The following is a 14451-nucleotide window of genomic DNA, read 5'->3' as shown; positions in this document are numbered from 1 at the left end:
GCGCACGAGGTAAACGCTATGCACAGAGCACTTGTGGTTGACGACCACCCTTTCATCCGCAGCACCGTCTGTATGCTGCTGCGCCAGCAACGCCTGGAGATAATCGGCCAGGCCGACAATGGCATCGACGCGGTGCGCCTGGCCCGTGAGCATGCGCCGGACCTGGTAATTCTCGATATCGCCATGCCGGGCCTGGATGGGCTGGAAGTGATCGCCCGGATCAAGGCCCTGGGGACGCCCACGCGTATAGTGGTGCTGACCTCGCAACTGGCCGAGTCCTACTCATTGCGCTGCATGCAGGCTGGGGCCGTTGGGTATGTGTCTAAAACCGATGATCTCGATGAACTCGGCAAAGCGGTGCGCGCTGTGCTGTCTGGCTATAGCTACTTTCCCGAAGTGGCGCTCAGCTCGGTCAACCGCCGTGACCTGCAGGCAACCGAGGCACAGTGCATCGCCAGTTTGACTGATCGCGAGTTGATGGTCCTCCAGCACTTGGCGCGTGGCTATAGTAACAAAGCCATCGGCGAGGCCATGTTGTTGAGCAACAAGACCATCAGTACCTACAAGATTCGCCTACTGGAAAAGCTGCGACTCAGCTCGTTGATCGACCTGGCGGATTTCGCCCGTCGCAACGCGCTCATCTGAGCGCTGTAGTCCCGTGTTCCTGCGTGCCTTGCTGATAGGGATACTGGGGGGGCTTGGCTACCTGCCAACTTGCGCGGCCGTGCAATTGCATGCACGCCCCGCCCCGCAGACACCACCGCCGGTTCTGGATCACGAGGAACTGCGTTGGCTGTGGGAGCACCGCGTGTTACGCCTGGGCGTGATCGCCCGTGACAACCCACCGTTCGACATGCTTACCACGGGGCAGGCCTACGAGGGCATCACCGCCGATTACGTCGGGCTGCTGGCGAGTCAACTGCGCCTCGAAGTGCAGTTGCAGGTGTTTGCATCGTTCGCCGAGACGGCAGCTGCCCTGCGCCAAGGCCGTATCGACCTGCTCGGGTCCGTCAGCCCGCAGCAGGCGCTCGAGGCAGGTCTGCATCTGTCTGCGCCCTATGCCCAGGATCGCCCCTTGCTGATCGCCCCGCAGGAGCATGCGCGGGAACGGGGCCGCAGCGGCGCCAGCTTCAGGTTGGCGCTGGTCGACGGATATCGTCCGCGCCAACAGGTACAGGCGTTATACCCCTTGGCCGAGATCCAGCTTCATCCCTCGCCGTTCAGCGCCTTGGCGGCACTCGCGCTGGGTGACGCCGACCTTTATCTGGGCAGCACGCTCGGAAGCCGTTATCTCCTGGGCCGCAACCAATGGAACGGTGCCGAGGAAATTGGCCATGCGGCCCTGACCAGCCAAGCTGTCGGTTTTGCCATGGCCCGCGACAACAAGGCGTTGATCGGCCTGGTTGATCGAGTATTGGACGGCCTTGGCGATCAACATGCGGATATTCACGAGCGTTGGCATGCCCGACCTGCTGCCGTGCACAGGTCGCCAGGCATCCCGCTGAGCGATGTCGAGCGGCACTGGCTGGCTGAAAACCCACGCATCAAGGTGCTGGTGAATGAACAGGCAATGCCGCTGAGCTATCGCGATGGTAAAGGCCAACTGCAAGGGTTGAGCTTCGATCTGTTGCAATTGCTTGGCCGGCGAACGGGCTTGGAGTTTGACGTCGAGGCAGGTGGCACTACGGCACAGATGGTCGAGCAGGTACGCATGGGAAAGGCACAATTGATCGCGGGCCTGCCCTACAGCCCGGCGCGTGGAGAGCGCCTGCGATTCACTCGTGGCTTTCTGAGTTCTGCGTATGTGCTGGTGATGCAGGGGCACGCCGAGCGGCCAGGTGATCTCGCCCAGCTGAACGGGCGGCGGCTGGCACTGGAGGAAGGCAGCGTGGCACAGGCGTTGCTGGCCCAGGCATATCCGAGGGTCGTGCAGTCACCGGTCAATGGTGCGTTGGAGGCGGTGCACGCGGTGGCCGCCGGGAGAGTCGCGGCAGCCGTGCTGCCACTCGTCCAGGCCCGGTTACTGGTTGCGCGCTGGTACCCGGGGCGGCTGCGGATCAGCAGCCTGGCCTTGCCAGCGGAGCATTTCGCGTTCGCCAGCAGTCCGGGTGCGGTTCATCTCCAGAGCATCCTCGACAAGGCATTGCTCGATCTGGCACCACGCGAAATCGATGTGCTGGTCCGGCGCTGGCGCAGTCCGCTGATCGTTGCCGCCAGTGCCTGGCAGCGGTACCGGACTCCCCTGCTGCTGGGATTTCTCGCTGCTTTTGCCGCACTGCTGGTAGCGCTGCTGTGGATCCGCTACCTACGCCGTCTGCAGGTGCAGCTGCGGCGGGCCAAGCAAGGGGCCGAGGCAGCAAGCCATGCCAAGACTCATTTCCTGGCAGCCATGAGCCATGAGATCCGCACGCCGTTGCATGCCCTTTTGGGCATGCTGGAGCTCGCCCAACGCAAGGCCGGACGGGGCGTGCTCGATCACTTGGCCATCGAGGTGGCCGCTGACGCTGCCCGGGGACTGCAGGAACTGATCGGCGATATCCTCGATGTCACCCGTATCGAGGCGGGCGAGTTACAGTTGACGCCAGCGGTGTCATGCCTGCGCGAACAGGTGTCGCAGGTTATCCAGTTGTTCGACCATCAGGCTCGTGTCAAGGGATTGCGGCTCGATCTCACCGTTGAGGGCGAAGTTGACCGCCCGGTATTGCTTGACCCGGTGCGCTTGCGGCAGGTATTGGCAAATCTGTTGAGCAATGCGATCAAGTTCACCCAGCAGGGGCGGGTACAGGTGAGCGTCTGTGCTCAGTCCCGCAGCGATTGCCTGGTGGTACGCCTGATCGTCGAGGACACCGGTATCGGCATTGCCAAGGCCGAATTGGCCGAGCTGGGCCAGCCCTTTCGCCAAGCCAGCAATCAGTTCCAGTCGCCGCGCAGCAGCACGGGGCTTGGATTGGGCATCTGCCGCAGCTTGTGCCAGATGATGGGCGGCAACTTGCAGTTGAGCAGCGAGCTGGGCAAGGGCACCCAGGCGCAAATCTACCTGGAGCTGCCAATTCATCCGCTGGATCCGTCAGAGCCCGTGGTGGCACCACGCAGTGATGTCCCGTCGGACGCAGTACCGCTGCGCGTGCTGGTGGCGGACGACTATCCGGCCAATCGATTGCTGTTGGCTCAGCAACTTGATTACCTGGGGCATCACGCCCGGGTTGCCGAGGATGGAGCGCAGGCCCTACGGCTGTGGTTGAACGAGCACTTCGATGTCGTCATCAGCGATTGCAGCATGCCGCGCCTCGACGGCTATGGTCTGGCCAGGGCGATTCGTCTGCATGAGCGTCGCAATGGAGGGACGGCGTGTCGACTAGTCGGTCTCACCGCCAGCGCGCTGGCGGACGAACGCCGACGCTGCCTAGCGGCAGGCATGGATGATTGCCTATTCAAACCCCTCGGTTTGCAGGCGCTGATCGGTGCCCTGGGCGGCAGTGTTGCGCAGCAGGGCAAATGTCTGGGGGATGAGGGCGCGCGCACGTCGATATTCGATTTCGATCATCTACGACAGTTGGCGGACAACGATCAGGGCGCACTGGAAGCGTTGCTTGCCGATCTGCGTCGCAGCAATCGTGATGATCTCACCCGCCTGGCAGATTCAGGCGACGATCCAAAGGCTCTGGCTGCCTTGGCGCACCGGGTCAAGGGCGGCGCACGCATCTTGCGCGCTGGCGATCTGATCAATGCCTGCGAGCGCCTGGAGGGCAGTTGCGCCAGCGCCCCCTTGGATCTTGAACGACTTCGCCGTGATGCTCAGGCCTTGCATGCGGTGATGCAAGACCTGGAGCACTATCTGGGCAGCCGGACTCAAGGCTGAGCGTCATGCCAGGCCAGGTTCATATCCTGCCCAGCAACAAGAGGATCAACAAGACCACCAGTACCACCCCGATTATGCCGGACGGGCCGTAACCCCATGCGCGGGAGTGAGGGAAGACCGGTAAGCCGCCGATCAGCAGTAAGATCAGGATGATAATGAGGATGGTGGTCATGGCGAAGTCCTTGCGTTATGGAAGGGCTGGGGCATAGCGGTAGCCGCTTAATGTTTCCGACTGGTGCCCTTGTATAAAAATTCAATCCACCTGCCTGACGATTGAATGGCCTGCCGCCCAATGGCGCCGTATTCAGCAGTTTGATGCCGTACCGGCAGCCGTGGTGTTGTGGCTAGACTCCAGCCATTCCCACTGTTCAAGGCGCTCCACCATGCACAACCGAATGATGATCACTGGCGCCGGCTCCGGCCTTGGCCGCGAGATTGCCCTGCGCTGGGCTCGCGAGGGCTGGCAGCTGGCTCTGGCAGACGTCAATGAGGCGGGCTTGCGCGAAACCCTGGCCTTGGTGCGCCAAGCCGGTGGTGACGGCTTCTCCCAGCGCTGCGACGTGCGCGATTACAGCCAGCTCACCGCCCTGGCCCAGGCCTGCGAGGAAAAGCTCGGCGGCATCGACGTGATCGTCAACAATGCCGGGGTTGCGTCGGGTGGATTCTTCGCCGATTTGTCCCTGGAGGACTGGGACTGGCAGATCGCGGTCAACCTGATGGGCGTGGTCAAGGGCTGCAAGGCGTTCCTGCCGCTGCTCGAGCGCAGCCGTGGGCGGATCATCAACATTGCCTCCATGGCCGCCCTGATGCAGGGGCCGGGCATGAGCAACTACAACGTGGCCAAGGCTGGGGTGCTGGCCTTGTCCGAGAGCCTGCTGGTGGAGTTGCGCCAGGTCGAGGTGGCGGTGCATGTGGTGTGCCCGTCGTTCTTCCAGACCAACCTGCTCGACTCGTTCCGCGGACCAGATCCGGCGATGAAGGCGCAGGTGGGCAAACTGCTGGAAGGTTCGTCGATCAATGCTGCGGATATCGCCGAACATATCCACCAGCGGGTCGCCGCTGGCGAGTTCCTGATCCTGCCCCATGAGGCCGGGCGCCACGCCTGGCAACTCAAGTGCCAGGCGCCTCAGCGGCTTTACGACGAAATGGCGGACATGGCGGTAAAAATGCGGGCGAAGGCGCGCAAAACCGCGCATTGAGAGAGATTTCTGTAGGTTTTTTTACCTTTGCCAGTAGGTTGCGTCTATTTGTCCTGAGAAGGATTGAGTAGGCCAAAGCTGGCGGGGCAGTCTCCGATTTTCCCTTGAGCTGGAGGATCGGAACATGCTGGTAATTGGACGAGAAGTGGGCGAAGTCATCGTCATTTCCGAAAACATCAAGATCCAGGTGATGTCCGTCGAGAACGGCCAGGTCCGCTTCGGTATCTGCGCGCCGCGGGACGTGGAGGTGCACAGGACCGAGGTGTACAAGCGCATCAAGGCACTTGAGCTCGAGAAGCAGCAGGCTTGAGGGCCCGCTACTCGAACAGCTCACGCGCAACTTCATGCTTGGCCAGCAACTGGCACTGCTGGCTGTCCATGTCGAACAGGATGAAGGCCTGACCTTTGGCCAAGGCCTGGCGTACCCGCAACACGCGGGTTTCCAGCGGCGTGTCGTCGCCGTTGTCGGTACCGTCGCGGGTGACGAAGTCCTCGATCAGGCGGGTCAGTGTTTCGGCTTCAAGTTGCTCGTAGGGGATCAGCATGGTCTGGGCGGTGGTTGTGGGAATGGAGGCATGCTACGTGAATTTGGGGGCCTGGTGCGCCCCATTCCCGCTCGATCACCCTTTGTTGCCCACCAGACTGTCCACCGCCGGCACCCGGGTGTCGCTTTCCATCTGCGTGTCGTGTTCCAGTTGGTGGCTGAAGCGCTCCAGTGAGGCATTGGCCGGTTGCGAGTCGCTGGCGAATACCGGCGGACTGAGCAGGTAGGCACCGAGCAGACGGCTCAGCGCCGCCAGGCTGTCGATATGGGTGCGCTCGTAGCCATGGGTGGCATCGCAGCCGAAGGCCACCAGGGCGGTGCGGATATCGTGCCCGGCGGTCACCGCCGAGTGGGCGTCGCTGAAGTAGTAGCGGAACAGGTCACGGCGTACCGGCAGGTCCTGATCGCCGGCCAGCTTGAGCAGGTGACGCGACAGGTGATAGTCGTAGGGCCCGGAGGAATCCTGCATGGCCACGCTCACCGCGTGTTCGCTGGACGCCTGCCCCGGCGCCACCGGGGCGATGTCGATGCCGACGAACTCGCTGACGTCCCAGGGCAGGGCAGCGGCGGCGCCGGAGCCGGTCTCCTCGGTGATGGTAAACAAGGGATGGCAGTCGATCAGGGGCTGGCGGCCGCTTTCCACCACGGCCTTGAGCGCCGCCAGCAAGGCCGCCACGCCGGCCTTGTCGTCCAGGTGGCGGGCGCTGATATGGCCGCTTTCGGTGAACTCCGGCAACGGGTCGAAGGCCACGCAGTCACCGATGGCGATCCCCAGCGCCTCGCAGTCGGCGCGGGTAGCGCAGTAGGCGTCCAGGCGCACCTCCACATGTTCCCAGCTGATCGGCATCTGGTCGATGGCTGTGTTGAACGCGTGCCCGCTGGCCATCAGCGGCAGCACGCTGCCGCGGTAGACGCCGGTGTCGGTGAACACGCTGACCCGGCTGCCCTCGGCAAAGCGGCTCGACCAGCACCCCACCGGCGCCAGCGCCAGGCGACCGTTGTCCTGCAACTGGCGCACGCTGGCGCCGATGGTGTCCAGGTGCGCCGAGACGGCGCGGTCGGGCGAGCTCTGGCGGCCCTTGAGGGTGGCGCGGATGGTGCCGCGACGGGTCAGCTCGAAGGGGATGCCCAGTTCGTCCAGGCGCTCGGCGACATAGCGCACGATGGTATCGGTGAAGCCGGTGGGGCTGGGGATGGCGAGCATCTCCAGCAGTACACGTTTGAGGTAGTCGAGATCGGGTTCGGGAAGTCGTTCGGACATGTCCAGGTCTCCGGTCGGGGTGAAATTTTCAAACTGTGGGCAAGGTCTTGTGGGAGCGGCCTTGGGTCGCGAAAGGGGGGGGCGAAGCGCCCCCGGGATGTCAGCTTCGCTGCATCTATTGCCGGGCCCGCTTTGCGGGCCTTTCGCGACACAAGGCCGCTCCCACAAAGATCCGAGGAGCTGTCAGGCCAAGGGGCGGCTGTGGGGAAACAACAAGTCGACAAAGCGCTCGGCCGTAGGCTGCGGTTCATGATTGGCCAATCCCGCACGCTCGTTGGCCTCGATGATCACGTAGTCCGGGTGCTCGGCATCGCGGACCATCAAATCCAGGCCCACCACCGGGATTTCCAGGGCGCGGGCGGCACGTACGGCGGCATCGGCTAGCACCGGGTGCAGGCGCGCGGTGACATCCTCCAGGGTGCCGCCGGTGTGCAGATTGGCGGTACGGCGCACGGCCAGCCGTTGCCCGGCGGGCAGGATGTCGTCGTAGCCCAGCCCCGCGTCCTTGAGCGTGCGCGCGGTCTCTTCGTCCAGTGGAATGCGGCTTTCGCCACCGGTGGCCACCTGGCGGCGTCTGCTCTGGGCCTCGATCAGGGCACGCAGGCTGTGCCTGCCGTCGCCGATCACCTGGGCCGGATGGCGGATTGCTGCCGCCACCACCTCGTAGCCGATCACCACGATGCGCAGGTCGACGCCTGCATGGAAGCTCTCCAGCAGCACGCGGCTGTCGAAGGCGCGGGCTTGCTCCACGGCATGGCTCAGCGCTTCGAGGGTGGTGATATTGACCGCCACTCCCTGACCCTGTTCGCCATCCACCGGCTTGACCACTACCGCGCCATGCTCGTCGAGGAACGCATGGTTGTCATCGACGCTCCCCGCCAGTTGCTGCGCCGGTACCTGCAGGCCAGCGTTGTGCAAGGCCTGGCGGGTCAGGCGCTTGTCCTGGCAGAGGGTCATGGTGACGGCGCTGGTCAGGTCACTCAACGATTCGCGACAGCGGATGCGCCGTCCGCCCAGGCTCAGGGTGAACAGCCCGGCATCGGCATCATCGACCTGAACTTCGATGCCTCGGCGCAATGCCTCGTCGACGATGATCCGTGCATAGGGGTTGAGGCCGGCCTCGGGCCCTGGGCCGAGGAACAACGGCTGGTTGATGCCGTTCTTGCGCTTGATGGCGAAGGTCGGCAGGGTGCGGAACCCAAGCTTCTTGTACAGCCGCTTGGCCTGGCGGTTGTCGTGCAGCACCGATAGGTCGAGACAGGCCAGGCCGCGGCTCATGAAGTGTTCGATCAGGTGGCGTACCAGCACTTCGCCGACGCCCGGGCGGGTGCAGTGTGGGTCCACCGCCAGGCACCACAGGCTACAGCCGTGTTCGGGGTCGTCGAAGGCCTTGCCGTGGTCCAGGCCCATGACGCTGCCGATTACCGTGTGGCGGTCTTCGTCCTCGGCCAGCCAGTACACCGGGCCGCCGAGGTGGCGCGGGGTCAGCAGCTCGGGATCGACCGGCAGCATGCCGCGGGCCTGGTACAGCGCATTGATTGCCTGCCAGTCCGCCGCACCTTGCGCCCGCCGAATGCGAAAGCCGCGAAACACGCGTTGCGCTGGCCGGTAGTCGCTGAACCACAGGCGCAAGGTGTCCGAAGGATCGAGGAACAGCTGTTGCGGCGCCTGGGCCAGCACCTGCTGCGGCGCGGCGACGTACAGGGCGATATCGCGCTCGCCGGCCTGTTCTTGCAGCAGCGCTTCGGCCAGGCTGAGCGGATCGGGGTAGGTGTGCCCGATCAGCAGCCGCCCCCAGCCACAATGCACGGCCCGTGGCTGGTCATGGGGCTCGCTGCCGTCGCCGGCCAGGCGTGCCTGCAGGCGCTCGTAAGACGGCGCCTGACCGCGCAGCAGGCGTTGGCCGTAGGCGATCTCGTGGGCTTTCATTGGTCAGATTCCTTGTTCGCTGAGCCACAGGTTCAAGGCCGCCAGCTGCCACAGCTTGGAGCCGCGCAGCGGGGTAAGCTGGCCGTGGGGGTTGCTCAGCAGGCGGTCGAGCATGGCCGGATCGAACAGCCCGCGATCCTGACTGGGGTCGGTCAGCAGCTCGCGCACCCAGTCCAAGGTGGCGCCTTGCAGATGCTTGAGGCCGGGCACCGGGAAGTAGCCCTTCTTGCGGTCGATCACTTCGTGTGGAATGACTCGGCGCGCCGCCTGCTTGAGCACCTGTTTGCCACCGTCGGGCAGCTTGAAGCGCGCCGGTATGCGCGCCGACAGCTCCACCAGGCGGTAGTCGAGGAACGGCGTGCGCGCTTCCAGGCCCCAGGCCATCGTCATGTTGTCCACCCGCTTGACCGGGTCGTCCACCAGCATCACCGTGCTGTCCAGGCGCAAGGCCTTGTCCACCGCGTCCGGCGCGCCGGGGCGGGCGAAGTGCTCGCGAACGAAGTCGCCGGCCGCGTCGTTGTCCAGGCGCCACGGCGCCTGCACGGTGTCGCGGTATTCGGCGTGGCTGCGGTCGAAGAACGCGTCGCGATAGGCACCGAAGGCGTCCTCGGCACCGTTCACCTGCGGGTACCAGTGGTAGCCGGCGAACAGCTCGTCGGCGCCCTGTCCGCTCTGCACGCCCTTGCAATGCTTGGCCACCTCCCGCGAGAGCAGGTAGAAGGCGATGCAGTCATGGCTGACCATCGGTTCGCTCATGGCGCGGAAGGCCGCTGGCAACTGCTCGATGATCTCGTGCTCGGCGATGCGCAGCTTGTGGTGGCGGGTGTGGTAATGGCTGGCGATCAGGTCGGAATACTGGAACTCGTCGCCGCGCTCGCCGCCGGCGTCCTCGAAACCGATGGAGAAGGTCGACAGGTCGTCCACGCCGGCCTCGCGCAGCAGGCCGACCAGCAGGCTGGAGTCGACGCCGCCGGAGAGCAGCACGCCGACGTCCACTGCGGCGCGCTGGCGGATCGCCACGGCGTCACGGGTGGCATCGAGCACGCGGCTGGTCCAGCCCTCCAAGTCGAGCTCGCGCTCGTCCGGGTTCGGGCCGTAGTGCAGTTGCCACCAGGTCTGGCGCTCGACCTCGCCATGGCGGTCGATACGCATCCAGGTGCCGGGCTCGAGCTTTTGCACATTGGCCAGCAGCGTGCGCGGCGCCGGCACCACGGCGTGGAAGTTCAGGTAGTGGTTCAGTGCCACCGGGTCGATCATCGGGTCGATATCGCCGCCCTTGAGCAGTGCCGGCAAGGTTGAGGCGAAGCGCAGGCGCTCGCCGTTGCGCGACAGGTACAGAGGCTTGACGCCCAGGCGGTCGCGGGCCAGGAACAGGCGCTGACTGTCGCGCTCCCAAATGGCCAGGGCGAACATGCCGTTGAGCTTGGGCAGCAACGCCGCGCCCCAGGCGTGATAGCCCTTGAGCAGCACCTCGGTGTCACCGTCGGACCAGAAGCTGTAGCCCAGGGCCTGCAGCTCCTGGCGCAGTTCCGGGAAGTTGTAGATGGCGCCGTTGAAAGCCAGTGCCAGGCCCAGGGTGTTGTCGACCATGGGCTGGGCCGAGCCGTCGGACAGGTCCATGATCTTCAGGCGCCGGTGGCCGAGGGCGATCGGGCCCTGGCTATGGAAGCCCCAGGCGTCGGGGCCGCGGGGCGCCAGGTGGTGGGTGATGCGCTCCACCGCGGCGAGGTCCGCCGGGCGTGGGGCTTGGTCGATGGGGGTGAAACGTAACTCTCCTGCTAATCCGCACATAAGTCCTTACCGGTTTTGCCGTTGGGGAAGGTGCCCGAAATAAGGGACACTTAGGTAGGGACCGAGGTAGGTTGTGAGAGTTTTAGATCGATCTGTTATATGGGGTGAGTGGTCCCGGGAGCGCAAGGCGCCCCCCTGCGATAGTGCTACTTGCCGCGAATCAGCCGGCGCAGCGAGAAACGGTTGGGATGACAGGCCTCGGCCACCGCCCTGGGTAGCGGCAAGGGCTCGCCGCTGACCCAGGCGGCGATCAGCTCACCCGACAACGGTGCGGTGATCAATCCCCGCGAGCCATGCCCACTGTTCACATACAGCCCCTCCAGCCACGGGCAGGCCACATCCGGCACCTGTCGTGCATCCTTGGCCAACATGGCGTAGGCCTGGTTGAACGCCTCGACATCGGCCAGCGGCCCGACGATGGGCAGATAGTCCGGGCTGGTGCAGCGGAACGCCGCCCGGCCCTGCAGTTGTGCCGGGTCCAGTTCGGCGGTGCGCAGGCGGGTGGCCACGTCTGCGGAAATATCATCCAGCAGCGCCAGGTTGTCCCGGTGCTCGGCCACGGTCGGCGCCAAGTCCTCGCTGTGAAAGTCGAAGCTGGCGCCCAAGGTATGTTCATCGCCACGAGATGGCGCCACGTAGCCGTCGGCGCAAACCACCGTGCGCAGCTCCCGGCTTGCCACGGTGGCCGGCAGGCGGGTGATCTGCCCGCGTATGCGCTTGAGCGGCAGCCCGGCGCAGGCCGGGAACTGACGGACATCGGCAGCCCCGGCCAACACCACCAGCGGCGCGCTGGCCAGCAGGCGCTCGCTGTCCCAGGCCTGCCACAGGCCGTCGGTCTTGCGCAGCGCGATGACGTTGGCATGGCCAAGCAGGCGGATGCGCGGATGCTCCAGTTGGGCCTGGCACAGCGCCGGTGGGTGTACCCAACCACCTTCGGGGTAGAACAGGCCGCCGCTGGCCAGCGCCACGCCCGCCGCGGCTTCGGCTTGTGCCCGGTCGAGCTGGCGCAGCAGGCTGTTGTCGAAGGCACTTGCCAGCTTGGCCTGACGTTCGCCTTCCTTGTCGTCAAAGGCCAGTTGCAGCACGCCGCAGGCGTCCCAGTCCTGGCCGCGTTGCAGGTGCTCGAGCCAGCGACGGGTGTAGCCGAAGCCGGAAAGGATCATCTGCGACAGGGCGGTGCCGTGGGCGGACAGTTTGAGGTACAGCACGCCTTGGGGGTTGCCCGAGGCCTCCTGGGCCGGCCCGTCGTGGCGCTCCAACACGCAGACTTGCCAACCCCGGGCCGCCAGGCTGCGCGCGGTGGCACTGCCCGCCAGGCCGGCACCGATCACCAGCGCCTTGCGTGGCCCCGGCAAGGGTGCTGGGCGTGCGTACCAGGGCGCCGCAGGGGCGGCGGGCGCGCCGCTGTAGACGCCATGCATTACCTCCCACTTCTTGCCGATACCGGGCACCTTCTTCATGGTGAACCCGGCCTCGATCAGCGAGCGGCGCACCCAGCCGGTGGTGGTGAAGGTGCCGAGGGTGGTGCCGGGGTATGACAGGCGCGCCAGCTGGGCGAACAGCTCGGGCGTCCACATGTCGGGGTTCTTCGCCGGGGCAAAGCCGTCCAGGAACCAGGCGTCGATGCGCGCGTCCAGTTGCGGCAGTTGCTCCAGCGCATCGCCGATCATCAGCGTCAGGGTGACGCGGCCGTCATCGAGGCTCAGTTGCTGGAAACCCGGATGGATTGCCACGTACTGATCGAGCAGGGGCCGGGTGAAGGCCGCCAGCGTCGGCCACAACTGCATGGCGCGCTCCAGGTCGGCGCGGCTCAGGGGGTATTTTTCCACGCTGACGAAGTGCAGGCGCGCCTCGGCGTGGGCCAGCTCGTCGAACAACTGCCAGGCGCAGAAGAAGTTCATGCCGGTGCCGAAGCCCGTTTCCCCGATCACCAGGCAGTCCCGCGGCGCCAGCTCGGCAAAGCGCTGGCGCAGGTGGTTCTGCTCGATGAACACGTGCAGGGTCTCGTCGATGCCTTCGTTGATGGCGAAATAGACATCGTCGTATTGCCGAGAGTGGGGGCGGCCCTGGTCGTCCCAGTCGATCTGGGCGTGCTGGGGGAGGGTGGTATCGGACATGGTTGGCTCGGTTGCAGCGGATGACGGATTTTAAGCGATTCGCGTGGCGAGTGTCGGCCCTATCGCAAGGCGCGACAGAATCGATATGCATGGCGCAAATCCGCTAATCTTGCTTATCCATTGAAGGAGCGCTCCATGTTCGAATCCGCCGAAATCGGTCACAGCATCGACAAGGACACCTACGAAGCGGAAGTCCCCGCCCTGCGCGAGGCGCTGCTCGAAGCCCAGTATGATCTCAAGCAGCAGGCACGCTTCCCGGTGATCGTGCTGATCAACGGCATCGAGGGCGCCGGCAAGGGCGAGACGGTCAAGCTGCTCAACGAGTGGATGGACCCGCGGTTGATCGAAGTGCGCACCTTCGACCAGCAGACCGACGAGGAACTGGCCCGGCCACCGGCCTGGCGCTATTGGCGGGCGCTGCCACCGAAGGGGCGGATGGGCGTGTTCTTCGGCAACTGGTACAGCCAGATGCTCGAGGGCCGCGTGCATGGCCAGTTCAAGGATGCCGTGCTCGACCAGGCCATCGCCGGGGCCGAGCGCCTGGAGCAGATGCTCTGCGACGAAGGCGCGCTGATCATCAAGTTCTGGTTCCATCTGTCCAAGAAACAGATGAAAGCCCGGCTCAAGGCGCTCAAGGATGACCCGTTGCACAACTGGCGCATCAGTCCGCTGGACTGGCAGCAGTCGGAAACCTACGACCGCTTCGTGCGTTTCGGCGAGCGGGTGCTGCGCCGCACCAGCCGCGATTACGCGCCCTGGCATGTGGTCGAGGGCGTCGACCCGCATTACCGCAGCCTGGCAGTGGGGCGCATCCTGCTGGAGAGCCTGCAGGCGGCCCTGGCCAACAACCCCAAAGGCAAGCATCAGGGCAACGTCGCGCCGCTGGGGCGCAGCATCGACCAGAAGAGCCTGCTCGGCGCCTTGGACATGACCCTGCGCCTGGACAAGCACGACTACCAGGAACAGCTGGTCACCGAACAGGCACGCCTGGCCGGCCTGCTGCGCGACAAGCGCATGCGCCGCCACGCCCTGGTGGCGGTGTTCGAAGGCAATGACGCGGCCGGCAAGGGCGGGGCGATCCGCCGCGTGGCGGCGGCGCTGGATCCGCGCCAGTACCGCATCGTGCCGATTGCCGCGCCCACCGAGGAAGAGCGTGCCCAGCCTTACCTGTGGCGGTTCTGGCGGCACATCCCGGCACGGGGCAAGTTCACCATCTTCGACCGCTCCTGGTATGGCCGGGTGCTGGTGGAGCGGGTCGAGGGTTTCTGCAGCCCGGCGGACTGGATGCGTGCCTATGGCGAGATCAACGACTTCGAGGAGCAACTGAGCAACGCCGGGGTGGTGGTGGTCAAGTTCTGGCTGGCCATCGACCAGCAGACCCAGCTGGAGCGTTTCGAGGAGCGCGAGCAGATCCCGTTCAAGCGCTACAAGATCACCGAGGAAGACTGGCGCAACCGCGACAAGTGGGACGTCTATTCCGAGGCGGTGGGCGACATGGTCGACCGCACCAGCACCGAGATCGCGCCGTGGTCCCTGGTGGAGGCCAATGACAAGCGCTGGGCGCGAGTGAAGGTGCTGCGCACGATCAATCAGGCGTTGGAGGCGGCGTTCGCCAAGGACAAGAAGTAGGCGGATCGTGCAGGGGGGCTTGGCTTTTAGCGGGGCAAGCCTGCTCCACGATAGCCTGCCCGGGCATTGAGCATGCGTCCAGGGAATGACCTGATGAAATCTTTTCCCGCCACATCCTCCCC

11 protein-coding genes are annotated in these 14451 nt (G+C 65.1%); 5 read left to right on the top strand and 6 right to left on the bottom strand.

Annotated features, from left to right (window positions below):
* The first annotated feature begins 18 nt into the window (after positions 1–18).
* On the top strand, positions 19–645 hold the full coding sequence (locus AC25MA_RS15250) for a response regulator transcription factor (protein ID WP_028690850.1): 627 nt from the start codon (positions 19–21) through the stop codon (positions 643–645).
* Positions 646–808: 163 nt separating this feature from the next.
* Positions 809–3859, top strand: coding sequence for an ATP-binding protein (locus AC25MA_RS15245; RefSeq protein ID WP_486972189.1), 3051 nt, complete (start codon positions 809–811; stop codon positions 3857–3859).
* 19 nt (positions 3860–3878) lie between these two features.
* Here AC25MA_RS15245 and AC25MA_RS15240 read toward each other — a convergent pair whose 3' ends face one another.
* On the bottom strand, positions 3879–4031 hold the full coding sequence (locus AC25MA_RS15240; RefSeq protein WP_023630061.1) for a DUF3309 family protein: 153 nt from the start codon (positions 4029–4031) through the stop codon (positions 3879–3881).
* Between the two features lie 211 nt (positions 4032–4242).
* On the opposite strand from AC25MA_RS15240, the gene AC25MA_RS15235 reads away from it, so the two are divergent.
* Positions 4243–5058 (top strand): SDR family oxidoreductase, encoded by an 816-nt coding sequence (locus AC25MA_RS15235; RefSeq protein ID WP_062361488.1) that lies wholly within the window; start codon positions 4243–4245, stop codon positions 5056–5058.
* Positions 5059–5182: 124 nt separating this feature from the next.
* Positions 5183–5368 carry a carbon storage regulator CsrA gene (gene csrA, locus AC25MA_RS15230; RefSeq protein ID WP_028690848.1) on the top strand — a complete coding sequence of 62 codons (186 nt, stop codon included), beginning with the start codon at positions 5183–5185 and terminating at the stop codon, positions 5366–5368.
* Between the two features lie 7 nt (positions 5369–5375).
* Here the strand turns inward: csrA and AC25MA_RS15225 are convergent, their stop codons facing one another.
* The 5 genes from AC25MA_RS15225 to mnmC all read right to left on the bottom strand — a co-directional run bounded on the left by AC25MA_RS15225 (position 5376) and on the right by mnmC (position 12700).
* Positions 5376–5603, bottom strand: coding sequence for a YheU family protein (locus tag AC25MA_RS15225; protein WP_028690847.1), 228 nt, complete (start codon positions 5601–5603; stop codon positions 5376–5378).
* Between the two features lie 75 nt (positions 5604–5678).
* Positions 5679–6863 carry an osmoprotectant NAGGN system M42 family peptidase gene (locus AC25MA_RS15220; protein ID WP_028690846.1) on the bottom strand — a complete coding sequence of 395 codons (1185 nt, stop codon included), beginning with the start codon at positions 6861–6863 and terminating at the stop codon, positions 5679–5681.
* 183 nt (positions 6864–7046) lie between these two features.
* Positions 7047–8792, bottom strand: a complete 1746-nt coding sequence (ngg, locus tag AC25MA_RS15215; protein WP_062361491.1) for an N-acetylglutaminylglutamine synthetase — start codon at positions 8790–8792, stop codon at positions 7047–7049.
* A 3-nt stretch (positions 8793–8795) separates the two neighbouring features.
* Positions 8796–10583 carry an N-acetylglutaminylglutamine amidotransferase gene (locus tag AC25MA_RS15210; protein ID WP_028690844.1) on the bottom strand — a complete coding sequence of 596 codons (1788 nt, stop codon included), beginning with the start codon at positions 10581–10583 and terminating at the stop codon, positions 8796–8798.
* Between the two features lie 146 nt (positions 10584–10729).
* On the bottom strand, positions 10730–12700 hold the full coding sequence (mnmC, locus tag AC25MA_RS15205; protein WP_486972188.1) for a bifunctional tRNA (5-methylaminomethyl-2-thiouridine)(34)-methyltransferase MnmC2/FAD-dependent 5-carboxymethylaminomethyl-2-thiouridine(34) oxidoreductase MnmC1: 1971 nt from the start codon (positions 12698–12700) through the stop codon (positions 10730–10732).
* 135 nt (positions 12701–12835) lie between these two features.
* Here mnmC and pap point away from each other — a divergent pair, with 135 nt between their 5' ends.
* Entirely contained in the window at positions 12836–14329 is a 1494-nt protein-coding gene (pap, locus tag AC25MA_RS15200) for a polyphosphate:AMP phosphotransferase (RefSeq protein ID WP_486972187.1), read from the top strand.
* Positions 14330–14451 lie beyond the last annotated feature (122 nt).

This window comes from Pseudomonas sp. P65(2024), from assembly GCF_057480955.1.
This window is presented reverse-complemented; position numbering and strand designations above follow the sequence as displayed.